At 50.1% G+C, this 24,077-nt stretch carries 22 protein-coding genes; 11 read left to right on the top strand and 11 right to left on the bottom strand.

The features are described from left to right. The first annotated feature begins 159 nt into the window (after positions 1-159). On the top strand, positions 160-2,811 hold the full coding sequence (locus tag Q8L79_RS03735; protein WP_305268119.1) for a UPF0182 family protein: 2,652 nt from the start codon (positions 160-162) through the stop codon (positions 2,809-2,811). Between the two features lie 121 nt (positions 2,812-2,932). On the opposite strand, the gene Q8L79_RS03730 is transcribed toward Q8L79_RS03735, so the two are convergent. Next, positions 2,933-4,468 carry a SulP family inorganic anion transporter gene (locus tag Q8L79_RS03730; protein ID WP_305268118.1) on the bottom strand — a complete coding sequence of 512 codons (1,536 nt, stop codon included), beginning with the start codon at positions 4,466-4,468 and terminating at the stop codon, positions 2,933-2,935. Positions 4,469-4,687: 219 nt separating this feature from the next. Between Q8L79_RS03730 and Q8L79_RS03725 the strand changes: the two genes are divergently transcribed. The 5 genes from Q8L79_RS03725 (at position 4,688) to Q8L79_RS03705 (ending at position 10,649) form a co-directional block, all read left to right on the top strand. After that, on the top strand, positions 4,688-5,341 hold the full coding sequence (locus Q8L79_RS03725; protein WP_305268117.1) for a TetR/AcrR family transcriptional regulator: 654 nt from the start codon (positions 4,688-4,690) through the stop codon (positions 5,339-5,341). Positions 5,342-5,377: 36 nt separating this feature from the next. Beyond that, complete coding sequence (locus tag Q8L79_RS03720; RefSeq protein ID WP_305268116.1) at positions 5,378-6,796, top strand: acetyl-CoA carboxylase biotin carboxylase subunit; 1,419 nt, start codon at positions 5,378-5,380, stop codon at positions 6,794-6,796. Between the two features lie 14 nt (positions 6,797-6,810). Continuing rightward, a complete protein-coding gene (oadA, locus tag Q8L79_RS03715) occupies positions 6,811-8,640 on the top strand; it encodes a sodium-extruding oxaloacetate decarboxylase subunit alpha (RefSeq protein ID WP_305268115.1) in 1,830 nt (609 codons plus the stop codon). A 10-nt stretch (positions 8,641-8,650) separates the two neighbouring features. Beyond that, positions 8,651-9,655, top strand: coding sequence for an L-threonylcarbamoyladenylate synthase (locus Q8L79_RS03710; RefSeq protein ID WP_305268114.1), 1,005 nt, complete (start codon positions 8,651-8,653; stop codon positions 9,653-9,655). Between the two features lie 157 nt (positions 9,656-9,812). After that, complete coding sequence (locus tag Q8L79_RS03705) at positions 9,813-10,649, top strand: glycosyltransferase family 2 protein (protein WP_370869876.1); 837 nt, start codon at positions 9,813-9,815, stop codon at positions 10,647-10,649. Position 10,650: 1 nt separating this feature from the next. On the opposite strand, the gene Q8L79_RS03700 is transcribed toward Q8L79_RS03705, so the two are convergent. Further along, positions 10,651-11,277 carry a metalloregulator ArsR/SmtB family transcription factor gene (locus tag Q8L79_RS03700; protein WP_305268113.1) on the bottom strand — a complete coding sequence of 209 codons (627 nt, stop codon included), beginning with the start codon at positions 11,275-11,277 and terminating at the stop codon, positions 10,651-10,653. A gap of 179 nt (positions 11,278-11,456) precedes the next feature. On the opposite strand from Q8L79_RS03700, the gene Q8L79_RS03695 reads away from it, so the two are divergent. Genes Q8L79_RS03695 through Q8L79_RS03685 form a run of 3 tightly spaced genes read left to right on the top strand, consistent with a single transcriptional unit; the run spans position 11,457 to position 13,727 of the window. Then, positions 11,457-11,849: a group 1 truncated hemoglobin gene (locus Q8L79_RS03695; protein WP_305268112.1), complete on the top strand. Its 393-nt coding sequence runs from the start codon at positions 11,457-11,459 to the stop codon at positions 11,847-11,849. A 21-nt stretch (positions 11,850-11,870) separates the two neighbouring features. Then, entirely contained in the window at positions 11,871-12,848 is a 978-nt protein-coding gene (locus Q8L79_RS03690) for a 2Fe-2S iron-sulfur cluster-binding protein (RefSeq protein WP_305268110.1), read from the top strand. Between the two features lie 51 nt (positions 12,849-12,899). Beyond that, positions 12,900-13,727, top strand: a complete 828-nt coding sequence (locus Q8L79_RS03685) for a hypothetical protein (RefSeq protein WP_305268108.1) — start codon at positions 12,900-12,902, stop codon at positions 13,725-13,727. Positions 13,728-13,741: 14 nt separating this feature from the next. Here Q8L79_RS03685 and Q8L79_RS03680 read toward each other — a convergent pair whose 3' ends face one another. From Q8L79_RS03680 to Q8L79_RS03670, 3 genes are read right to left on the bottom strand one after another with little or no spacing between them, the layout of a single operon-like run. Further along, entirely contained in the window at positions 13,742-14,104 is a 363-nt protein-coding gene (locus Q8L79_RS03680; RefSeq protein WP_305268107.1) for a SirB2 family protein, read from the bottom strand. Continuing rightward, entirely contained in the window at positions 14,101-15,069 is a 969-nt protein-coding gene (locus tag Q8L79_RS03675; protein ID WP_305268106.1) for a homoserine kinase, read from the bottom strand. The genes Q8L79_RS03680 and Q8L79_RS03675 overlap by 4 nt, the downstream gene beginning before the upstream one ends. A gap of 13 nt (positions 15,070-15,082) precedes the next feature. Further along, on the bottom strand, positions 15,083-15,436 hold the full coding sequence (locus tag Q8L79_RS03670) for a DUF2782 domain-containing protein (RefSeq protein WP_305268104.1): 354 nt from the start codon (positions 15,434-15,436) through the stop codon (positions 15,083-15,085). Positions 15,437-15,756: 320 nt separating this feature from the next. Here Q8L79_RS03670 and Q8L79_RS03665 point away from each other — a divergent pair, with 320 nt between their 5' ends. After that, positions 15,757-16,092: a UPF0175 family protein gene (locus Q8L79_RS03665; protein WP_305268102.1), complete on the top strand. Its 336-nt coding sequence runs from the start codon at positions 15,757-15,759 to the stop codon at positions 16,090-16,092. Beyond that, positions 16,080-16,562, top strand: a complete 483-nt coding sequence (locus Q8L79_RS03660; protein ID WP_305268100.1) for a hypothetical protein — start codon at positions 16,080-16,082, stop codon at positions 16,560-16,562. Before Q8L79_RS03665 ends, Q8L79_RS03660 begins: the two co-directional genes overlap by 13 nt. Positions 16,563-16,614: 52 nt before the next feature. On the opposite strand, the gene Q8L79_RS03655 is transcribed toward Q8L79_RS03660, so the two are convergent. From Q8L79_RS03655 to kdpB, 6 genes are all read right to left on the bottom strand, one after another. After that, positions 16,615-17,046 carry a putative toxin-antitoxin system toxin component, PIN family gene (locus Q8L79_RS03655; RefSeq protein WP_305268098.1) on the bottom strand — a complete coding sequence of 144 codons (432 nt, stop codon included), beginning with the start codon at positions 17,044-17,046 and terminating at the stop codon, positions 16,615-16,617. Then, complete coding sequence (locus Q8L79_RS03650; protein ID WP_305268096.1) at positions 17,043-17,264, bottom strand: AbrB/MazE/SpoVT family DNA-binding domain-containing protein; 222 nt, start codon at positions 17,262-17,264, stop codon at positions 17,043-17,045. The genes Q8L79_RS03655 and Q8L79_RS03650 overlap by 4 nt, the downstream gene beginning before the upstream one ends. Before the next feature lie 165 nt (positions 17,265-17,429). Next, on the bottom strand, positions 17,430-18,182 hold the full coding sequence (locus tag Q8L79_RS03645) for a response regulator (protein ID WP_305268094.1): 753 nt from the start codon (positions 18,180-18,182) through the stop codon (positions 17,430-17,432). Next, a complete protein-coding gene (locus tag Q8L79_RS03640; RefSeq protein ID WP_305268093.1) occupies positions 18,175-20,919 on the bottom strand; it encodes a sensor histidine kinase KdpD in 2,745 nt (914 codons plus the stop codon). Before Q8L79_RS03640 ends, Q8L79_RS03645 begins: the two co-directional genes overlap by 8 nt. 351 nt (positions 20,920-21,270) lie before the next feature. Beyond that, on the bottom strand, positions 21,271-21,846 hold the full coding sequence (gene kdpC / locus Q8L79_RS03635) for a potassium-transporting ATPase subunit KdpC (RefSeq protein WP_305268092.1): 576 nt from the start codon (positions 21,844-21,846) through the stop codon (positions 21,271-21,273). A 154-nt stretch (positions 21,847-22,000) separates the two neighbouring features. Next, a complete protein-coding gene (gene kdpB, locus Q8L79_RS03630) occupies positions 22,001-24,070 on the bottom strand; it encodes a potassium-transporting ATPase subunit KdpB (RefSeq protein WP_305268091.1) in 2,070 nt (689 codons plus the stop codon). Between the last annotated feature and the right edge of the window lie 7 nt (positions 24,071-24,077).

Below are 24,077 nucleotides of genomic sequence, written 5' to 3'. Positions count from 1 at the left end.
TATGATCCCAAGCTTTTTTGGGTTCATGGTCATGGTAAGCCGCCCATTCACTTTAGTGGCCTGCATACCATTGTTGTTTATGAGTCATAATGTCTAAATCATTACGAACCTATTATTGGGTGTTAGAATACGCTAAAAACATTTTCTAAAGAGGACGCTATGCCGAACCTGAAGCTTCTACCCGCGCTGATTGGAGCGACACTTGTCATCGCTATCACTTTATATGTCGCTTTCTATTTCATATTTCTTGATCTGTTTGTCGACTTATGGTGGTACCAATCATTAAAACTTGAAGCCTATTTCTGGCTAAGACTGCTCTACAAGTTTTTTCTTTCCGGCGGAGTAACGCTGGCGTTCTTTACGATTTTCTTTTTTCACTTCTGGATCGCCTCGCGTTATCTGGGCATCAATCCGGCTGACGAGCTGCTTAACAACCTCGATAAACGCCGACGCTTCCAGCGTTTTGCCGACACCTTTATGAATGGTTCGGCTGCCGTGTATACGCCAATCTCCCTGATTTTGGCCATATTTATCGCCATCCCCTTTTATAATCAATGGGAATCGACACTGCTGTATTTTTTCGGCCGCAACTCGGGCGTAACCGAAACGGTTTACGGCAATGATGTCAGTTTTTATATGCTGTCCTACCCGACCTACATGCTGATCCAGCAGGAACTGCTGACCACCGCTTCGCTGATCTTCTGCATGGTCGGCATTTTATATTGGCTGGAACATGTTTTTATACCGGATGAAAGCTCGGAATTCCCGTTGGGCGCCAAGATTCATTTAACTATTTTAATCGGCTTTGTCGTTGCGTTTGTAGTCTGGGGTTTCATGCTGGATCGCTATACCCTGCTGTACACCGATTCGCACGAGCCGGTATTTTACGGCCCCGGTTTCGTGGAATTACGCTACCACTTGCCGCTGATCTGGCTGCAAATTGTTACTTTCGTAGCGACTGCAATAACGGCAGGCCTGTTTATTTTTTCGGAAAAGCATCGGGTAAAATCGCCGTTTTTAATATCGCTGGCGCTGTTCCTCTGCGTTACAGGTTTGCCGAAAATCCAATTTATCCCGGATTTAATCCAAAAATATATCGTCAACCCGAATCCGGTCAAAACCAATAAGTCGCCGATGCAGCACAATATCGATGCAACCCTGGCGGCTTATGATTTAAAAAATATCAAGACAGTTGATATGACTATCAAGCTGGATGCGACCGAGGACATTGAAACCTGGAGCACGCAAAAACATTTCGATAATATTCCGGTATGGGATAGAGAATTTATCATTGACAACTATAAGCAGTTACAGGAGATAAGACCTTATTACCAATTCTCGTCTGTCGATGAAGACCGTTATTTCATTCTCGACCATATCCGGCAGGTTAATCTTGCGGCACGGGAAATCAATGTTTCGAAGCTACCGTCCGAAGCGCAAAACTGGGAAAACATCCACTTGCGCTATACCCATGGCTATGGCGCTGTTGCAAATCCCGCCGCGCAGGATGCCGATAAACAGCTGGCTTGGTATCTTCGCGATCTGAATATGAGTTCCGATGTCGGCTTCAGTGTCAAGCACCCGGACATCTACTACGGTGAGGAACAATTCCACTTTGCCATAGTACCTAATAAGTTAAACGTCGTAGGCATTGCCCGTACCGAACCCGAATTAGCAGAGCCTTACCACGGCGAGGGGGGGATACCCATCCCATCGCTGTTCAGAAAAGCATTATTTGCCTTTTATTTCAAAGACGAAAAAATATTCTTTTCAACCGGCATCAGCAGAGAAAGCAAGCTCAAGATGCGCAGGAATTTAACCGAGCGCATTAATACGCTGACCCCGTTCCTGCACCTGGATAAAGACCCTTATCTGGTGATAACCCAGGACCGGTTCTACTGGATACAAGATGCCTACACCCTGTCTAACAAGTACCCGGTATCCAAACCCGCTGCCGATGATTTCCTGGAAGGCAAACAGGACTTCAACTACATCCGCAACTCGGTTAAGATTGTTGTCGATGCCTTTGACGGCGATGTTGATTTTTATATTTCCGACCCATCGGACGCCATTATTCAGGCATACAGCAGCGCGTATCCAGGGGTATTTAAAAATCTGGAGGAAATGCCCGCGGAACTAAAGAAACACTTGCGCTATCCCCGCGATCTTTATTATCTGCAAATGAAAGTGTATGCCAAATATCATCAGCTTGACCCTGCATTATTCTATGAGCAGGCAGAAACCTGGCAGTTCGCCAATGTCCGTGGACAGCCGGTATTGCCTTATTACCAGACCATGGACTTTGGCAACTGTAACGATGCCGAAGAGTTTGTCATGATTAACCCGATGACGCCCTTTAACAGAGGCAATCTCAGCATGATAGGCGTAGCAGGGACACTCGATAACGCCAATTGCGGCGCAGCTTACAAGCCCGGCATTACCGTTTACAAGTTTGGCAAGGATGTTCAGGTCAATGGCCCGGCACAGGTTGAAGCCCTGATTCACCAGGATTCGTTAATTTCCGAACAATTTACCTTATGGGATCAGAGCGGTTCGCGAATTGAAATGGGACGTATGATTATTCTGCCGATGGGCAACAATGTTCTGTACGTACAACCGGTTTATATCGTCTCAACCAAAAACAAAATACCCCAATTAATCAGGGTCATTGTTTCTATCGGCAACGAGGTGGTTATGGATAAAACCTTATGGTCCGCTTTTAACCGCTTGAAACAAATTTATATCAAAAGCGCCGCTGAAAGTAACGGAACAGGAACGCCCAAACCCGCTATCGAACGGATAAAGAACTAAGAGGCCGGACTTTCGCCGGATCAGCGGAGTTTATGCCGCGCTGATCCGGTCTTAATCGCCTTTAACACATCACGTTGTGCTGCACCAGTTTGTATAGCCGCTCTTCCAGATCAATTCTTATTTAGGCGGGCTCAACGAATCCTATGGTTTCAACGGTAATGTTTTTCAGTTTTGCGTTACTCCTGTAATCCTGTATGAATTCAACGACATCGTAGGCAATTGATTTTGATTTAGCACAATCGATAATCACTGTTGAATTGGCCGGAATAGCGTCCAAAGCCTGCATTATGCTGGCCTTATTAAAAAATGAAACTTCCTCTGCCAAAACAAGATGATGAACTTCATGTCCCGCTTCTGTAGTCATTACATCTTTCATTGAGTAAGCGTTGCAGTAACTGTGGTGTAAAGTGTAAAAGATGCCGAACGCCATGCCTATGGCAATTCCTCTTAGCAAGTCAGTTAACAATATACCGACCACAGTAGCCGCAAAAGGTACAAACTGCTCCCCGCCCAGTTTGTACATCTGTATAAAAAGAGCAGGTTTGGCCAGCTTATATCCCACCATAATCAATATAGCCGCTAAACTGGCAAGCGGGATCATATTCAGCAATTCGGCAATGGTAATAGCGCTGATTAATATAAATACGCCATGAAGTATTGCGGACAGTTTGGTTTTACCGCCAAATGAAATGTTGGCAGAACTGCGAACAATAACCTGCGTAATAGGTAACCCGCCAATTAATCCTGAAAGAATATTGCCCAATCCCTGAGCCTTTAATTCTCTGTTAGTGGGCGTAACTCTTTTGTATGGGTCAAGTTTGTCGGTGGCTTCAACACAAAGCAATGTTTCCAAACTTGCAATAATCGCCATTACAAAAGCTGTTTTCCAGACTTCAAAGTTTGTTATTGCAGAAAAATCGGGAAAGGTGAACTGGCGGAAAAAGCCGACTAAATTTTCAGGAACGGGAATATTAACCACCTGATCAGCAGCCAAACTAAAATTCAATAGCCCTTGTTGATAACAGTAATTCATTACCATGCCCAAAACGACAACCACAATCGGGCCTTGTATCAATTGAAAGATTTTATGTTTTTTGGTTAAAACCGTATCCCATAATATAAGGATCGCAATTGATAACGCTGCAATTATTACAGCGCCTAATGTAAAAGCATCAAACGCACTGACAATCGACGAGAAGGTGGTCTCTCCGTCGGTTTGAAAGTACGAAAGATCGCCTTCAACATCTTTATCGTAACCTAGCGCATGGGGTATCTGTTTCAAAATAATCAAAAGTCCGATACCGGTAAGCATCCCTTTAATAACAGAGGAAGGGAAGAAGTAAGCGATAAAACCCGCCTTGGCAAAGCCCATGACAAGCTGAATAATGCCGGCCAAAACTAGGGCTGTTAAAAAGGCAGGCCAGGACCCCAGGGTATCGATAGCGGTTAACACAATGACGGCTAACCCGGCAGCAGGACCGCTTACCCCCAGAGGTGAACCACTGGCAATACCCACCACAATACCGCCAATCATGCCCGCTATAATGCCTGCGAACAAAGGCGCGCCCGATGCCAACGCGATACCAAGGCATAACGGAACAGCCACAAAAAACACCACAATACTGGCCGGCAGATCGCTTTTTAGTTCTTGAAACATATTTTTTATTTCCATAATCGGATGCTTTTAGAATAAATTTTAAAAATAGTAAAAATATTTACAAAAAATAGTAACACTATCTTTACATGTTGTAATACTTTCAGTTATCATTTTTATCATGACATGCGGTAGTCCTTGTTAAAGCAAGCGGTTCAAATGCATTAATATTCAGATAGAAAGCCAAATCATAAAGTTATGGAAATACAGTTACAAATTAAAATGAATGAAAAATTATTTCTCAGGGATCCGGAACAATCCGAGCTGGGCAAAAAAATCATTCTGCACAGTATTCAGTTAATTCACCTTAACGGGTTTGAAGCGTTCACGTTTAAAAAACTGGCGGAAGCTATCGGCACAACCGAGGCCGGTATTTACCGATATTTTGAAAACAAGCACCGGTTGCTGATCTATATTACTGCCTGGTATTGGAGCTGGCTTGAATATCGGGTTACTTTTAAGATCAATAATATTAAAGACCCTGTTGTTAAACTCAAAATGGTCATTAAATTATTAGCCACCACCGTCGAGGACGATATTAGGACCAGTTATGTCGATGAAAGCATCCTTCATCAAATCATTATTACAGAAGGCTCCAAAGCCTATCTGACCAAACGGGTATCCGAAGATAACAAGGACCACTTGTTTAAACCTTACAAAGACCTTTGCGCCGTTATCGGAAATATGATTTTGGAGTGTAACCCCAAATACAAATACCCGAAATCATTAGCGTCCACCATTATTGAAATGGCGCATTTCCAGAATTTTTTTATGAATAATCTGCCGTCGCTGACTGACTTTGGTAAAAATAAAGATGAGGGAGAGATTGTAAGGTTTCTGGAAGATTTGGTATTTTCCAGCTTACATAACTCATAAGTGCAATCGATAAGCCACGAAGAGAAATAAATACTTATGTTACGTAAAATCCTCATTGCCAATCGAGGCGAGATTGCGGTGCGCATTATTCGCGCCTGTGCCGAGATGGGCATACGCTCGGTCGCTATTTATTCGGATGCAGACCGTTTTGCCTTGCATGTCAAAAAAGCAGATGAATCTTATTGCATCGGTAGCGAACCTCTAGCCGGTTATCTCAATGTCTATGGCTTGGTCGATTTGGCGGCTGCGACCGGCTGTGACGCCATTCATCCCGGCTATGGCTTTTTATCCGAAAATGCCCAGTTTGCCCGAGTCTGCAAAGAGCGCGGCATTATTTTCATCGGCCCCGATGCCGATGTGATTCATCGCATGGGCGATAAAACCGAGGCCAGAAAAGCCATGATTGCAGCAGGCATTCCGGTAACCCCTGGCTCGGACGGTAATCTGGATAGTGTTGAACACGCGCTTGCCGTGGCTGAAACCATTGGTTATCCGATTATGCTTAAAGCAACTTCGGGGGGCGGCGGCCGGGGTATCCGGCGCTGCGATAATGCCGATGATTTGCAGCGAAATTATCAACGGGTTATTTCCGAAGCCACTAAAGCCTTCGGCAGCGCCGAGGTATTTTTAGAAAAATGCGTGGTTAATCCCAAGCATATTGAAGTTCAGGTATTGGCTGACCATCACGGCAATACCATCCATCTTTACGAACGCGACTGTTCCATTCAGCGACGCAATCAAAAGCTGATCGAAATAGCTCCGTCCCCGCAACTGGATGAGGCGCAGCGCCAATATATAGGCGGTCTTGCGGTGCTTGCCGCCAAAGCCGTCGGCTATACCAATGCCGGTACCGTGGAATTTCTGCTGGATGATAAAGATCGTTTTTATTTCATGGAAATGAATACCCGCATACAGGTCGAGCATACCATTACCGAAACGGTGACCGGTGTGGATATTGTCGAAGAACAGATACGGGTGGCGGCCGGATTGACCTTGCGCTTCAAGCAACACGAGATTGTCAGGCGCGGTTATGCCATGCAGTTCCGGATTAATGCCGAAGATCCCCAAAACAGTTTCTTGCCCAGTTTTGGCCGGATTTCGCGTTATTATGCGCCCGGCGGCCCCGGCGTGCGTACCGATACCGCGATTTATACCGGTTATGAAATCCCGCCTTTTTACGATTCGATGCTGGCTAAAGTGATCGTTAGCGCGATGACCTGGGAAGATACGATCAAGCGCGGCGAACGCGCTTTGAAAGACATGGGCTTGTTCGGCATTAAAACCACCATTCCTTATTATCTGGAAATTCTCAAACATCCCGAGTTTCGGGCCGCGACCTTTAATACCGGCTTTGTTGATAAATATCCCGAACTTGTCAATTATTCCAACAAACTCCGGCCCGAAGAGCTGGCCAGCGTTATCGCCGCCGTCATGGCAGCACATACCGGCTTGTAATTAAAGGAAAACAGATGCAAAAAATTCATATTACCGACGTTATTCTTCGAGACGCCCATCAATCTTTGATCGCGACCCGTTTACGTACCGAAGACATGTTACCGGCCTGCGCCATGCTCGACGATATCGGCTATTGGTCGCTGGAATGCTGGGGCGGCGCTACTTTTGACGCCTGCTTGCGCTTTCTGAAAGAAGATCCCTGGGAGCGCTTAACAAAACTGAAAGCAGCCCTGCCGCTTACCCGCTTACAAATGCTGGTGCGCGGGCAGAATCTGCTCGGCTACCGCCATTACTCCGACGATGTGGTGCGGGCGTTTATTACCAAGGCCGCCGAAAACGGCATGGATGTGTTTCGGATCTTTGATGCGCTTAACGATAGTCGCAATCTTAAAACCGCTATCGAAGCGACCAAGGCCGCAGGTAAACACGCACAAGGCACTATTTGCTATACCACCAGTCCGGTGCATGATGTGGCCGGTTTTGTCGCGCTGGGCAAAGGCTTGGCTGAAATGGGTTGCGATTCGATTGCCATTAAAGACATGGCCGGATTACTGACTCCCTACGCGACCAGCGAACTGGTAAAGGCGCTTAAAGATACGGTCGATCTGCCGCTGCATCTGCATTGCCATGCGACCTCCGGGTTAGCGGAAATGTGCCAGATCAAAGCCATCGAAGCAGGCTGTCAGCATATCGATACCGCTTTATCATCGTGGGCGGGCGGCACCAGCCACCCGCCGACCGAAAGCATGGTGACGGCATTGCGCGGCACGGTTTACGACACCGGCCTGGATTTGGATAAGTTACAGGCAGTCAACGGTTATTTTGCCGAAGTTCGGAAAAAATATCATCGCTATGAGAGCGAGTTCACCGGTATCGATACCCAGGTGCATGTATTTCAAGTACCCGGCGGCATGATTTCCAATCTGGCCAACCAATTGAAAGAACGCAATGCGCTGGATCGCATCGGCGAAGTGTATAAGGAAATCCCGCTGGTTCGTAAAGACCTTGGCTATCCGCCGCTGGTGACGCCGACGTCGCAAATTGTAGGAACGCAAGCCGTGCTGAATGTGTTAACCGGTAAACGTTATGAAACCATTACCAATGAGGTGAAACGTTACCTGCAAGGCGGCTACGGTAAAGCCCCGGCAGCGGTTGACAGGGATTTGCAAAAACGTGCGATTGGCAAGGAAGAGGTCATCGACTGCCGCCCTGCCGATTTGCTTAAACCGGAATTTGATAGTCTTCGCCAGGACATCGGAGCGCTGGCGCTTGATGATGAAGACGTGCTGAGTTATGCGATGTTTCCCGAGGTGGGCAGACTGTTTTTAGAGCAGCGCTCGAACAACACCTTGGTGCCTGAACCTTTAGAACTTGAATCAAGAGCGACTGACGCCGTTAAAAAAGCGCCTACCGAGTTTAATGTCGCGCTACATGGCGAGTCTTATCATGTCAAAGTCACCGGCGCCGGCCCGAAAAACCAGACGCTGCGGCATTTTTATTTCATGGTCGATGGCGTTCCCGAGGACATTGTTGTTGAAACCCTGGATGAAATAGTCCTGGACGGCGGTACCCAGGGTGCAGTTAAAAGCACCATTGCCAGCAAACGCGCCAAGCCTTCAGCAGAAGGCGACGTGGTGGTGAGTATGCCGTGTAATATTCTTGATGTTTTGGTTAAAGTGGGTCAGCATGTGGCGGCGGGGCAAGCCGTTTTGATTACTGAAGCCATGAAGATGGAAACGGAAGTGACTGCCCCGATAGCCGGAACCGTTAAAGCCGTGCATATAGTAAAAGGCGAACCGGCTAACCCGGATGAAGTATTAATTGAAATCGTACCCTCTGCTTGATTGAAAAAATATGAAACCGATTGTTGCAGACGCTGACGCCATTAGCCATGCGGCTGATTTATTGCGCCAAGGCCGACTGGTCGCTTTCCCCACCGAGACGGTTTACGGCCTGGGTGCGGACGCCAGTAACCCTGTTGCAGTAGCGGCTATATTTAAAGCCAAAGGTCGGCCGGCCGATCATCCGTTAATTGTGCATATCGCCGATATTGACAGCCTTTACGATTGGGCAAGCACCGTGCCTGATGCCGCGTTAACGCTGGCGCATCGTTTCTGGCCCGGCCCGTTGGCGATGATATTGAACAAAAAACCTGAAGTACCGCTGGCGGTTACCGGCGGCCAGCAAACGGTCGGTTTGCGCATGCCCGATCATCCGGTAGCGCTGGCTTTGTTAAAAAGCTTTGGCGGCGGGGTTGCGGCACCATCGGCTAATCGTTTTTGCCGGATTAGTCCTACTCAGGCCGTCCATGTCAGCGAGGAGCTGGGCGATGCGGTTGATATGATCCTTGATGGAGGTACCTGTCAGGTCGGCGTGGAATCAACCATTATCGATTTAAGCGGCAGTAAGCCGAGGTTGCTCAGACCGGGACATATCACCCGTCAGGAGATTGAAGCCGTTTTACAGACCGAGCTCCTGATTCCGCCGGCATCAAAACCAGCGGAAATTCGCGCGCCGGGCATGATGGCCGTACATTATGCGCCGACAACGCCCGCTATGCGTTGCCCGGCAGAACAGTTGCCGGATAGGATGCAGAAATTGGTCGCCGACGGCAAAAGGATTGGCCTGTTGAGCTATCAACTGCAAATACCGGAAACCGGCCAAATCCGCGTGTTGCGCTTACCCAAACAAGCCAGCGATTATGCCCAACGGCTGTATGCCGCGCTTCGCGAGCTGGATAGCTTGCAGCTGGATCTGATTCTGGTGGAACAGCCTCCTCAAACAGAGTCATGGCGGGCGATCAATGACCGTTTAAGCAAAGCTACGGTTGCCTCGGCAACGGCTCCCTGCGTCGCCTAAAGCGCCTGCTGTTGCTGACGCCGCTCCAACCCGACAGATACCGTACCTGCCGTTTATCCGCCATCATTAAAATGACCGGGTGCCGGGTTTGGTTAGCGGCTTTAATTGATGTCGATTATCAGAACCAGGAAAGCCCAACACCCATTAAACCTAAGGTATTTTTATAAATATTTCAGTCATTATTCCCAGCTACAACCGCCGCGATCTGCTCAAACGGACGCTGTTATCCGTGTATTCTCAAACCTTATTACCGGCAGAAGTTGTAGTCATTGATGACGGTTCAACCGATGATACCGGAGTCATGCTCCGCCGGGAATTTCCCCAGGTCCGTTATTTTCATCAGGAAAACCTCGGAGTCAGTGCGGCACGTAATCTTGGCATACAACAAGCGACCGGCGACTGGCTGGCTTTTCTGGATTCTGATGATGAATGGCTGCCTGAAAAACTGGCCAACCAGAAAGCGGCACTGGCGACCAACCCTGAATACAAGGTTTGCCACACCGAAGAAAACTGGATACGCAATGGCACTCAGGTTGATGTACCCAAAAAATACGCGAAGACAGGCGGCTGGATCTTTACCCATTGCTTACCGTTATGCGCGATATCGCCGTCTACCGTCCTGATACACCGCTCGGTATTTACCGACATCGGCCTGTTTGACCCCCAGCTGCCAGCCTGCGAAGACTATGACCTGTGGCTCAGAATCGCCGCCAATTACCCGGTTTTATTGATTGAACACGCGCAAATAAACAAGCATGGCGGCCATGAAGACCAGTTATCTATGGCATTCTGGGGTATGGACCGGTTCCGGATCAGCGCCTTGCAAAAAATCATAGCTAGCGATCAATTGTCTGAGCAAAATCAGCAGGCGGCGATAACTATGCTGGTAAAAAAAGCCCATATTTATCTCGCCGGCGTTACAAAACGCGGGAAAACCGATGAAATCAATTATTACCGACAACTCATCAAGCGCTATGTAATAGACGCTGCTTAAGTTATTTGACTCTAAAGCTACAGTTGCAATCGCCCTTGGCCATACAGCTTAACTGCTCGACTTCTTTATCCAGCAATGACGACATAAGCGCCAAATCGAACTCGCAAATCTCATGATGTTTCTGGGCCAGATCATGATAAATACAATTATAAGCTTGCATATTCGGGCTTTCAGTTTCGGATTCCATGCCCACTTTTACTTGAAAACCAAGATCTGTCATGACCATAACCAGTTCATCAACGCGTTCTGTTAGATTTTTCCCTTCAAATTTGCCACGCAGTTTATCAGCCAGCTTGCTGCCCAGTTTTTGCATATAGGCTTTAAATCGTTCAGGACCGATTTCCTGCTGCAAATCGCTAAGAATTAATTCTGAAAACCAGGCATATTGCTTCGGAAAATAATTGTTGCCTTTGTCGGTTATCACGTAAATAGTCACCGGCCGCCCGGCTGTTTTATTAAGAGTGCTTTTCTTGATATAGCCATCCCGCTCAAGAACAACAAAGTGCTGCTGCACACCTGTTCTGGAAATATCCAGTGCTTTAGCCAGCTCATCAACGCTCAAACCATTCCTGCTTTCAAGCAAGTGTTCAAGTATCTGATGTTGGCGGGAACTTATCTTTTGAAGCATTAGCGGATTCATCCTTTCGTCATGACTTTGTTATTAAGTATACAGATAATAGCTAATTATGACACATATGACTTGTAAAAGTTTTATATAGCAAAAAATCGCCTGTTGTTATAAACTTCCGTGTGAGCACGTTTGCTTAAAATAAGAATAATGACACTACAATCATACTGGAGACAATAATGAGCGATTCACAAGAAACAACTTCAAGCCAAACACTCTATGAAAAACTCGGCGGCGAAGCGGCTGTTGATGCTGCTGTAGATATTTTTTACCGTAAAGTATTGGCGGATTACCGCATTAACCGTTTTTTCGACAATTCCGACATGGAAAAGCAAGCCGCCAAACAAAAAGCCTTTTTGACTATGGCATTCGGCGGTCCAAATAACTATAGCGGCCAAGATATGCGCAATGCTCATGCGCATCTGGTCAAAATGGGCTTAAATGCCAGTCATTTCGATGCCGTAATGGAGCACCTTGGCGCGACATTAACTGAGCTAAATGTACCGGCAGAACTGATCGCCCAAGCAGCAGCCATTGCGGAAAGCACACGCAACGACGTATTGGGCAAATAACTGAAATAGCAGGTGGAGACCATGCGAAGCATAACTATTGGCGAATCAACATTTTCCTGCCAACCGGATGAGACTGTACTGGAAACCCTGTTAAGGGAAAACATGCAGGTGCCTAACGGTTGCCGCCAAGGCCTTTGCCAAGCCTGCATGATGCGCAGCCTTGATAACCCTCCACCTGTCTCCGCTCAAGCCGGCCTTAAAGATACCTTGCAAAAGCAGAATTATTTTCTGGCTTGCGTTTGCCATCCTGAGCAGGATATGACTGTTGCCTTGCCTAACCGGCAAGGCGCTTCAATTGAAGCCGTTGTTGTCAAAAAGCAGCTGTTAACGCCCGATATCGTCCATTTGGTTTTGGAATATCAAACCCGGTTTAATTTTTTCGCCGGTCAGTTTGTTAATTTAAAACGACCCGATGGCTTAACCCGCAGCTATTCGATTGCGAATATCCCGCATGATGAAAACACCCTGGAATTTCATATTCGTCGTTTACCGAATGGTCAATTCAGCAGTTGGGTCTATGATGAATTAGAGCTAGGCGCTCAATTAACTCTCTCGGAAGCGCAAGGTTCTTGTCATTATCTGCCCGGACGTGCCGAACAGCCCTTGATGCTGGTCGGAACCGGCAGCGGTCTGGCGCCGCTTTACGGCATTATTGCCGACGCGTTGGCGCAAGAGCACTCTGGGCCGATCCACTTGTTTCATGGTAGCCGCGATCTTAACGGCCTGTATTTTATTGATGAAATGCGTGAACTCGCCGAGCAGTTCGATAATTTTCATTACACACCCTGTCTTTCAGGGGAAGATATTGAATCGGACCATATCCGGGGCCGCGCCCATGACATTGCCTTATCATCCACTGAAACCTTAAACGGATGGCGCGTTTTCCTGTGCGGTCACCCGGAAATGGTCAATCAGACCAAAAAAATGGCATTTATGAAAGGCGCATCCATGGCTGATATTTACACAGACGCGTTTCATGTGCTGCAGGGCAATAAATAAGCAAGCTTGCAACAAGGCAATGTTGCTTTATCGCAAGCGACAATCGACCTTATGAATCAACCAAACCCGCCCCGAATTTTTATCTACGCCGCGCTGCCCTGCGAGGCCAAGCCGCTGGTCGAATATTTCAGCTTAAAAAAAGCGACTGCGATCCAGCCGTTTGCGGTTTATTTTAATCAGGACATCTGTCTGACGGTAACCGGACTGGGGAAAAGCGCGATGGCGGCCGGTGTGGCTTACACCCAGGCTTTGTTTGCTTCAGCTGAACATCCGGTGCTGATTAATATCGGTATCGCCGGACATAAAGACCATCCAATCGGCAGCCTGTTTTTAATCGACAAAATTACCGATTTTGACAGTCGGAAAAACTATTATCCGCCGCTGATTTTCACGCCGCCCTGTCCTACTGCAAATATCCAAACGGTATCCAGGCCGCAGCTTGGCTATGATCAGCAACATCTTTGCGATATGGAAGCGTCTGCATTTTATGAAACCGCTGTGCGATTTTCGTCGGGTGAATTAATTCACTGCCTGAAAGTTATTTCCGATAACGAGTCATCGCCTGCCGACAACATTCAGCCCAAGCAGGTTGCGGCATTAATAGCCGCGCATAGTGCAATGATTGAAACCCTACTGACAGAATTAAGCCGCCTGGCCAAGCTGATAACGGCACAGGAACAATCCAAGCTGTTTGAACAGCTGATACAACGCTATCATTTTACGGTCAGCGAACAGGGACAGTTAAAAAATCAGCTGTCCCGCTGGGTGATATTAACCGGCAACCAAGTCCTTGATCTTGACGAAACGCGATTTCAAAAAGGCAAGGATGTTTTATGCCGGCTGGAGCAACAGATCAGTAAAGTTGAGTTTTGCTTGTAACGTTTTTCAAACCGCTATAAAAAGAAAAATGCGTTCTTGCTGACCGCGACTATCCCGATATAAACAAAGCAGGCAAGCGCACCGGCAAAGGCTTGCCAGCGCAGAGTACCCTGACTCTTGATAGCCACCATACCCAAGCCGATATATCCCAAAAGAGCTATTATTTTAGCGATAATCCAGCCGTATTCGCCTGACAACCATTGACCTTGAAAAACCAGCGTAAAACCGGTAATCAGTAAGAGGGTATTGACAATATGCGGCCCGATTTTTATCCATTTTTGTTCCAGCATTCCCGGACGCTTTTCCGCCAGATAAACCCTGCCGATAAAACTGGAGATGGACAATAAAATAAAGATCATGTGAAAAAACTTAATCATGCTGTGCTCCTAAGGTTAAAAATATTTTCATTACTCGATAAATATGTCTGTTGCCGATGCTGCAGCAGTATACGCCGAAAAATCAGCGGATCTTTTTGCTGGGTTATTTCGCCGGGGCGGGGATAACATTGATGCTCCAGGCGCGATAGCCAGAAACGCAACGCCGCAGCCCTGAGCAACGTCGGCCAGTGTTGTTTTTCCAGCGGCTCCAATGATCTCAGGCTTTCATAAGCCGCTAACAACGCCGTGAACTTTTCGGCATTAACCGTGCCGTTATCACAACACCAATCGTTAGCCGTTATCGCAACATCAAGCAACAAGGTATCGGTGCAAGCGCTGTAAAAGTCCAACAACCCGCTGAGCCGGTCATCAACAAACAATACGTTATCCCTGAACAGGTCGGCGTGAATGACGCCTCGGGGCAAATGAACCGGATTGTTTTCCGCCTGGAAAGCCAGCTCATCATTAATCAGCTCACGATCGGTTGCCGATAAATGAGCTCCTATTTTACTCAGCGCCGTTTTGCACCAACTCAAATCATTGCCGCTTTTTACCGGAAAAACGTAATCTTGCGTGCAGCGATGCAAACTCGCCAGCTGCAAGCCGATTTCCTGACAATGTAAAATCGATGGCGACACCATTGCGGCGCCGGATAAACGCTTGAATATCGCCGCCGGTTTACCATTAAGCTGACGCAACGAATTTTCCTGCCGGTCGCTTTGAGGTCTGGGGCAAGGCAAGTTGTTTTTGCCCAGGTGCGCCAGTAATTTTAAAAAATGCGGCAATTCATCGGCAGTCAGCGACTCAAATAGTGTTAAGACGAAACTGCCCTGCAGGGTAGTTACGAAATAATTGGTATTGTCTATGCCGTCCGTTATTCCTTCAAAACTGACGACTTCACCGAGGCTATAAGCACTAAAGAATTGATCGAGTTGCTGGCGGGTTATACGAGTAAATACCGACACTGGTTTTAAGCGACTACCATTCCAGCAACTTCCACATATTGATATCGAGTTCTCTATCTATATTGTTGCGGCGTTCATCCATTTTGCCATCTCCGTTGGTATCAAGAAAATAATACGGGGGCCCCACAGCCGGTACGACTTTTATCATATAAAGCCTGCCGCCGCGCCGGTATTCCTGAATGGTTTCCTTACCTTTACGAATAATGGTAATGTCCGGCTCCATGGTTTCACCGTTTTGCACCGGCAAAGGCGGCTCAGGAACCTCCGGAACAGCCTCCAGCTCCGGCGGCCGCTCATCGACAGCATCGACAGCATCGACAGCATAGACCGGAAAGGCCAATAAACTCAGTAGGATAAAACGTCGCATAACGTGACTCTTTTAAAAATAAAAACTGCGGCTATCTTATTACAGTTTTTACCGGCTTGCTTGACTAAAATAACGCCACAATCAATGTCATCAATGTTGGGTTTCGTTTCCCGCCCATCAGGCTTCCAGCTTTACATTCGCGGCGAACGTAAACACACCCGTTACTTAACCTCGAATTCCTTATTGCAGACGCAGTACAGGAAATCGGGCTACGCTAAGCAACTGGAAACCATAAAATACCGAACTCATCCCGCAGGAAAACCATTGCGTTCACCCTTAGCGTGGACTACACTTTAGTTTTTTAACTGCGGGGATTGACCATGTATGCAACCAATGTCAGAAATTTAAAGCGCAACCCTTCAGAAGCACTTAGACATGCCGAACAAGAACCCGTATTGATTCTAAAAGGCAATCAACCGAATGCCATCATTTTAAATTTAAAAAGCTCACTGGGTGATATGGGCGAGCAATTAAAACCCGCTTTGGCGGCCAGTTTATTTAAAGACAGAGTGTTGTCACTAGGTGCGGCTGCGCAAATCAGCGGCTTAAGCCTGTCCGAATTTATTGATCATTTAACCCAACTAGATATTGATTTGGTGGTTGCTGACCGGCAAACCCCTAAGGAACTGGAAACGCTGGATTCATGGCTGTCGTAATAGCCGATGCGGGGCCTTTAATCGCGTTGGCGAAAATCAATCAGCTGCATTTATTGTCCGCCCTGTTTACCACCGTCGCCATCACCCAGGCCGTAGCGGATGAGTGTTTGCGCAGTCAAACCAGCGATGCAGTTTTAATCAACCAAGCTTTGGAATCCGGTTGGTTGAAGTGTGTGGACAACCCGGTTTTTAAGCACCCTTTATCAAGAAGTCTGGGACTGGGCGAACAATCCAGCATTGAATATGCCTTACAATCAGACGCTAAAACCTTGTTCATTTTGGATGATGCGTTAGCGCGTAAACAGGCCTTGCGCAGGGAGTTGACCCTTGTCGGCACGGCTGCGCTGTTGTTTGCCACGCAACGGAAAGGATTGCTTGCCGATGCCGAGGCTTTGATCGCTGAACTTAATCAGGTCGGCTATCGTATTTCAGTGGATGTGATTGCTCAATTGAAAAGCGGCTTGTTGTGAGCCACAATCGCTCGCCGGTAACGGGTTAATCAACACGCCTTTAGACGCAAATTTAAATTCCCGCTGATTTCAACCAATCCCTGCACTCCGCCAGCGTCATAATCGGTGGCGTATGAAAATCTGCCTTAATCTCAAGAATATCGGCATCGCCGGTTACCAACGCCTCAGCCCGGCCAACGACAGCGAGAATTAAAAACATCTGATCCGCTGTATCGCGAATGATCGGTAAACCATCGGGAACTTGCCCAATCACTACGGTTTCCGCATAAGGCAGGAAATCCGCAAGCAATAAGCCCTGTTCCGCTTTACTGAGCTTGAATTTAGGATAAGCCAACACACGCATCAACTCGCTTACCGTGTCTTTGCTTGCCAACGGAATAATCTGTTCGTTTTGCCAACTATGCCGTAACCACGCCATTTTTTGTTGAGAAAATAACAACGCCGAAATCACGCAATTGGTGTCCAGCACAACCCGTCGGCTCATTCGCGCCTTGCCCACGCAATCGCATCATTCACATCCTGCTCATCAATACCCAAGGCTTCCAACTTAGCCCGAACTGCATCCGCCTGCTGAATCCGAACTGGCGTCAAGACAATCCGCCCCGATTCCACCGAGACGTCATAGTATTCCGCCTTGCCTACCGACTGCACCACCGATTTAGGCAAGGTTAATTGGTTTTTACTGGTTAATTTCGCTAACATGCCAACCTCCAAAGTAAGGAAGTAAGATTATATGCCGACAAGGGGAATGTGTGTTGCTTTTTGATATGTCATTTCAGGCTACTGTAAACATGACTATCCGCAATGCTTCCTTCTTTAAAACCGGATAAATTGCGCGGCGTAATTGCACTCCCAATTTTTTTCAATTCACTCCCCGCCCGCCAACCGATACCCCACGCCCGCTTCGGTCAGCAGATAACGCGGCTGAGCGGGATCAACTTCAAGTTTCCGCCGCAGTTGTCCCATATAAATCCGCACATAGTGGGCGTGCTCCACGTAGGCAGGCCCCCAAACGTCCAATAATAACTGTCGATGCGTCAGCACCTTGCCAGCATGATGGATCAAGACGGTCAGCAGCCGGTATTCGATCGGGGTCAAATGAATTTCCTGTTCGCCGATATGGACGCTGCGACGGGATAAATCAACCTGCAATTCGCCGACGCAAAACAGCGTTTCGACGCCGTCACCTGCAAGCTGTGCGGCGTGGCGCAGCGACACGCGGATGCGCGCCAGCAGTTCGCCGATGCTGAACGGTTTGGTCAGGTAATCGTCCGCTCCGGCATCCAGCGCGGCAATCTTGTTGCTTTCCTGGCTTCGGGCCGACAGCACGATGATCGGCACCGCGGACCACTCGCGAACCTTGCGGATCACCGCAATGCCGTCCATGCCCGGCAAACCCAGATCAAGAATGACCAGCTCCGGTTTGCGGGTGCCGATTTCCACTACGCCGCGCTCGCCGGTTCCCGCCTCAATCACCTGAAACCCCTGTACGCTCAGGCTGGTACGCAAAAACCGGCAGATTTGCGGATCATCCTCGATAACCACAATGACAGGCTTGGCGTTTGCCGCGCCTGTTCCCGACAGTCTTGCGGCATACACACCATCCTTGGCGTTATTCATCTTGCAACTGCTCCGCGGCCAGTTGCGGCGGTGCTTCGTCTACCGGCAGCAGAAAAAAGAATTGCGCCCCGCCGCCCTGCCGGTTAGCGGCGCCGATAACGCCGCCGTGCGCGATAATAATAGCCTTGCAAATGGCCAAGCCCAGACCGACGCCGCTTTGCGTACCTTCCCGATGCACCCGATAGAATTTATCGAACAGTTTTTCCTCTTCTCCCGGCGGTATGCCGGGGCCGCGATCCGCTACCGTCACCTTTAGCATATGGGCGGAGAGTTCGGTGCTGATGTCGATGGGGCTGCCCGGCGGCGTGTATTTGCAGGCATTTTCCAGCAGATTGACCAACACCTGTTCGATCAGCACCGCATCGACGCGCACCCAACAAAGCTCATCCGGCAGTTTAGCTTTGACGACACGTCCTTTAAGGCGCTTGTGCATTCGCGTCAAGGTTCCGCCGACAATTTCATCCAGCGGATACCATTGCCGGTTCAGCGACGCTTGCCCTGCATCCAGACGGGCCATGTCCAGAATATTATTGGTCAGGTTCGACATGCGCAACGCTTCGTCATAAATGGTCAGGCTCAATTCGTGCCGATCCTGAGGGGCAAGCTGGGCGTCCTCTTCCACCAAGGTGCTGGCTGCACCGACGATGGATGCCAAAGGCGTGCGTAAGTCATGGGAAATGGCACTGAGCAAGGAATTGCGCAAGGTCTCGGATTCCATGCGCAACTGCGCCTGTTGCGCCTCTTCGGCCAGACGCACCCGTTCAATAGTCTGGGCAATCTGGCTGATAAAGGTGTCCAATAGCCGACGCTGTTCGGGTAGAAACACCCGGCGCAAATTGGCGGCGCGTAAAACCAGCACACCGATAACGCCGCGAAAACCGGACATCGGAAAAAACACCGCATTGGCTCCGGGCAAGGTATCGGTGCCTTGTCCGGCTATCTGGTTATGATCGAAAACCCACTGCGCCACGCTGAGATCGCAATCGCGCAAAGACTCGGGGACGGGCGGATCTAAAGGATAGGCTATCCGGCCGTCATCGTCGGGAAACAACAAGACGCTGGCGCCGCCGAACTCATCCTGAATATGCCGCGCAGCGACTCTGGCGGTATCCGCTACGGTACGGCTGGCCGCCAAGTCTTCACTCAATGCGTAAAGGACATTGGCGCGCCGTTCCCGATGTGAGGCAACTTTCGCCTGAGAACGCATATTGCTGGTCAGATGACTGATAATCAACCCTACCACCAGCATAATCAGGAACGTCACTAGATACTGGACATCCGCAACCGCAAAGGTATGAACCGGATTTACAAACAGAAAATCGAACGCGGCAACGCTCAGCACCGAGGTCAGAATGGATGCCTCGCGACCGAAGCGGGCCGCCATAAAAACCACGCCCAGCAAATAGACCATGACCAGATTAGCCAATTCGAATTTCCCGGACATTACCCAGGCAAGCAAGCTCGTGCAGCAGGTCATACCCGCCGCCCGCCCCCAATTTAACCAGCGCCGCCTGACGCGGCCCCAAGGATAACCGGGACGCAGCGCTTTTTCCCCTGCCCGTGCTTTAGGCGCTTTTTGCTCCAAGGTGTCTTCGCCGCGCGGGCTTCCCAGCAAATAGACATTAATGTTATGCGCTTCGGTAATCAGGGTATCGACGACCGAACCCAGCAGCCAGCGCTTCCATCCACGGCGATGGGGTTTGCCCAACACGATTTTGGTGACATTGCGGCTTTTGGCGAATCCCAGGATTTCTTTGCTCATATCGGGACCTGACAAGGTCACCGTTTCTGCGCCCAATTGTTCGGCAAAACGCAGTACCCGCAATACCTCATCGCGACGTTCGGCAGGCAGGCGTTGCAGCTCCGGCGTTTCCACATAGGTCACGATCCATTGCGCATGAAGACTGGTAGCAAGTCGCTTGGCGGCGCGCACCAGCCGCTCGGCGATACTGTTAGGACCTATGCAGACCAATATCCGGTCGCCGACCGGCCAAACGTCTTGTATCGCGTGGTCGTCCCGGTAGTCTTGCATTTGCGCATCGACCCGATCGGCGGTCAGGCGCAAGGATAACTCGCGCAAGGCAATCAGGTTGCCTTTGCGGAAGAAATTATGCATCGCCCGTTCCGCCTGTTGCGGCACATAAACTTTGCCCTCCTTGAGCCGCAGCAATAATTCATCGGGCGGCAAATCAATCAATTCGACTTCGTCCGCCAGCTCGAATACCGTATCCGGCACGGTTTCCCTAACCTGCACCCCGGTTACCTGACTGACATCGTCATTGAGGCTTTCCAGATGTTGGACGTTGAGCGTGCTGTACACATCGATACCGGCATTCAGTAATTCCTCTACATCCTGCCAGCGTTTGGGGTGACGGCAGCCGGGGGCGTTGCTGTGCGCCAACTCGTCTACCAAGACCAGGGTCGGGCGGCGTTTCAATGTGCCGTCCAGATCGAACTCCCGCAACACCGTGCCCCGATGCGTCACCAGTTTGGGCGGCAGCACATCCAGGCCTTGTAATACCGCTACGGTTTCTTGCCGATCATGCGTTTCCACCAACCCAACCACCACATCGACGCCTTCAGCCCGTTTGGCTTGAGCGGCCAGCAGCATCGCATAGGTTTTTCCGACACCCGCTGCCGCGCCGAAAAAAACCTTGAGTCGCCCGCGTTGTCGACGGTTTTCTTCGCGCTCTACGCGGGCAAGCAGGGCGTCGGGGTCTGGTCGGATGTCGTTCATGCGTGAGTCCGGTCGGTTTGCTTTATCGTTCCCACGCTCCGGCGTGGGGATGCGGTGGTAGACGCTCCAACGTCCCCCAACGCTTGAGCGTTGCAAACTGAATTCCCGCGCGGGAGCGTGGGAACTATAAATCTGGGTTTACTCGTTCCCACGCGCCGCGTGGGAACGCAGTGCTGGACGCGCTGCGTCCCGTATACGTAATATGTTGTTCGTAACTTGCGGCGCAGCGCGCCTTGACTGCATTCCCACGCAGCGCGTGGGAACGAGAGCGCACTCCCGTGTTGCCAAACGCGACGCTGGAGCGCCCCGAGCTGCGTTCCCACGCTAGAGCCCCGGAACGATACCAATCCATCATTCATAGCGCTGATCCAACGCCAAATTTAATTTCAGCACATTAACCCGGGGCTCTCCCAACACGCCCCATTGCCGAGGCTCCGTATAACGCTCAACCAGTTCATCCACACTGTCCGGCGACATATGCCTAGCTTTGGCAACGCGGCCGATTTGATAGCTGGCGGCCGCGGGGCTGATGTGAGGATCAAGCCCGCTGGCCGAGGCGGTCACCAAATCCACGGGGACCGCTTCCGAATGGCTAGGGTCTGCATCGCGCAACGCTTTGATGCGCGCCTGAACGGCATCTATCAATGCAGGATTGGTCGGCCCTTGGTTGGAACCGCCGGAGGCTCCGCCGTTATAGGGAACAGGCGAAGTCGCCGAAGGCCGTCCCCAAAAGTACTCGGGACGATTGAACGCTTGGCCGATTAATTCGGAACCGAGCGGCTGTTCGTTACTGCCGAGCAAACTGCCGTTTGCCTGATTGGGGAATACGATTTGTGCGCAGAGCGTGACCGCCAATGGATAGACGACACCGGTCAGAACGGTAAAAAACAATAGCATCAGTATTGCGGGTTTAATGTGGTTGGTCATTGATGACTCCTTTATTTGTCTCGCGTACTTTTGATGATGATGGTGCGCTCCTTCTCCCTCAGGGAGAAGGCTGGGATGAGGGGATAAATAAGCTTTTTCCCTTATTTTGATTCCCCTCACCCAACCCTCTCCCACTGGAGAGGGCTTTCTTTAATCAGAACGGTAACGCAGTTAAGCCAAGATCGATCAATTTGATACCTATAAACGGCACGATAACACCGCCGCCACCGTAAACCAGCAAATTCTTGCGCAGCAATGCCTCCGCGCTTTGCGACCTGTAAGTCACGCCTTTCAACGCCAAAGGAATCAACACGACAATAATCAGGGCGTTAAAAATAACCGCCGAAAGTATCGCGTTGTTAGGGCTGCTAAGCCCCATGATATTAAGTGCGCCAAGTTCCGGGTAAGTACTCGCAAACGCGGCCGGAACAATGGCGAAATACTTGGCCAGGTCATTAGCCAGACTGAACGTTGTCAACGCGCCGCGCGTCATCAGCATTTGCTTGCCGGTTTCAACGATTTCGATCAGCTTGGTGGGATTGGAGTCGAGATCGACCATGTTGCAGGCTTCTTTTGCTGCCTGCGTGCCCGAATTCATCGCCACCGCCACATCGGCCTGGGCCAATGCCGGAGCATCGTTGGTACCGTCACCGGTCATTGCCACCAGACGGCCTTCGGCTTGTTGTTCGCGGATCAGCTTGAGTTTTGCTTCCGGCGTCGCCTCGGCCAGGAAATCATCGACGCCCGCTTCGGCCGCAATCGCCGCCGCCGTCAATCGGTTATCGCCGGTGATCATGATCGTTTTAATGCCCATATTGCGCAGCTCGACAAAACGCTCCTTGATCCCGCCCTTGACCGTGTCTTTCAGCTCAATAACGCCCAATACCTGTCCACCGTCGACAACCAGCAGCGGCGTGCTACCGCGGCGCGCGACTATATCGGCGATGCGCGTCGCTTCCTCCGGAAATTTCACCTGTTGCTCTTCGACATAGCCGCGAATGGCATCGGCAGCGCCTTTGCGAATCTGGCGCTCGCCGATATTGACGCCGCTCATCCGGGTTTGTGCGCTAAAGGCGACAAACGTCGCATTCAACTCGTGAATATTGCGCTCCCGGATCGCGAATTTCTGCTTGGCAAGCACAATGATGCTGCGGCCTTCCGGCGTTTCGTCAGCCAGTGTCGCCAGTTGCGCGGCATCGGCCAGTTCTTTTTCGGTGGTCAGACCAATCGGTAAAAAAGCCGAGGCTTGGCGGTTGCCCAGCGTAATCGTGCCGGTTTTGTCCAGCAGCAACACGTCCACGTCGCCCGCCGCTTCAATGGCCCTGCCCGAGGTGGCGATGACGTTTTTCTGCATCATGCGCCCTATGCCCGCAACCCCGATCGCGGACAGCAAGCCGCCGATGGTGGTAGGAATCAGGCAAACCAGCAACGCCACCAGTACGGTAATCGAAACCGGCGTACCGGATTGGGCGATTTCGACGCTGTACAGCGAAAACGGCAGCAACGTTACGGTGGTCAGCAGGAAAATCAGCGTCAATGCCACCAGCAAGATAGTCAGGGCGATTTCGTTGGGCGTTTTTTGCCGCGATGCGCTTTCCACCATCGCAATCATCCGATCCAGAAAGGCTTCGCCGGGATTGACCACGACCCGCACCACCAGCCAGTCGGACAATACCCGCGTACCGCCGGTTACCGAATTGAAATCCCCGCCCGACTCGCGAATCACCGGCGCGCTTTCGCCGGTGATGGCGCTTTCGTCGACGCTGGCCGCACCTTCGATGACTTCGCCGTCGGCGGGAACAAAGTCGCCCGCTTCAATCAGCAGAATGTCGCCGCGCCGCAATGATGCGCTGGTGACTTTGGCGTAATCGGTGCTGTAATGCGGTTCGTCCAATTTCTTGGCCATGATATCGCGCTTGGCGCTGCGCAATGACGCCGCTTGCGCCTTGCTGCGGCCTTCGGCGACGCTTTCCGCGAAGTTGGCGAACAGCACCGTGAACCACAGCCAGAAGGTCACGGCGAACATGAAGCCGGTTTGCGTGTGGTCTCCGGAAAACAATTCCCACAGCCATAGCCCGGTGGTCAGTAAACTGCCGATATAGACCACGAACATCACCGGATTTTTCCATTGTTGTTGAGGCGCCAGTTTGCGCAGGGTATCGCCTAACGCAGCCCACAGGATCTGGCTGCTAAATAGCTGTTGCTTATGACTTTTTGTGCTCATTGATTAT

The organism is Methylobacter sp. (assembly GCF_030680395.1).
GTDB lineage: Bacteria > Pseudomonadota > Gammaproteobacteria > Methylococcales > Methylomonadaceae > Methylobacter_A.
Note: the sequence above shows the minus strand (reverse complement) of the source record. Positions and strands in the feature narration are given on the sequence as shown.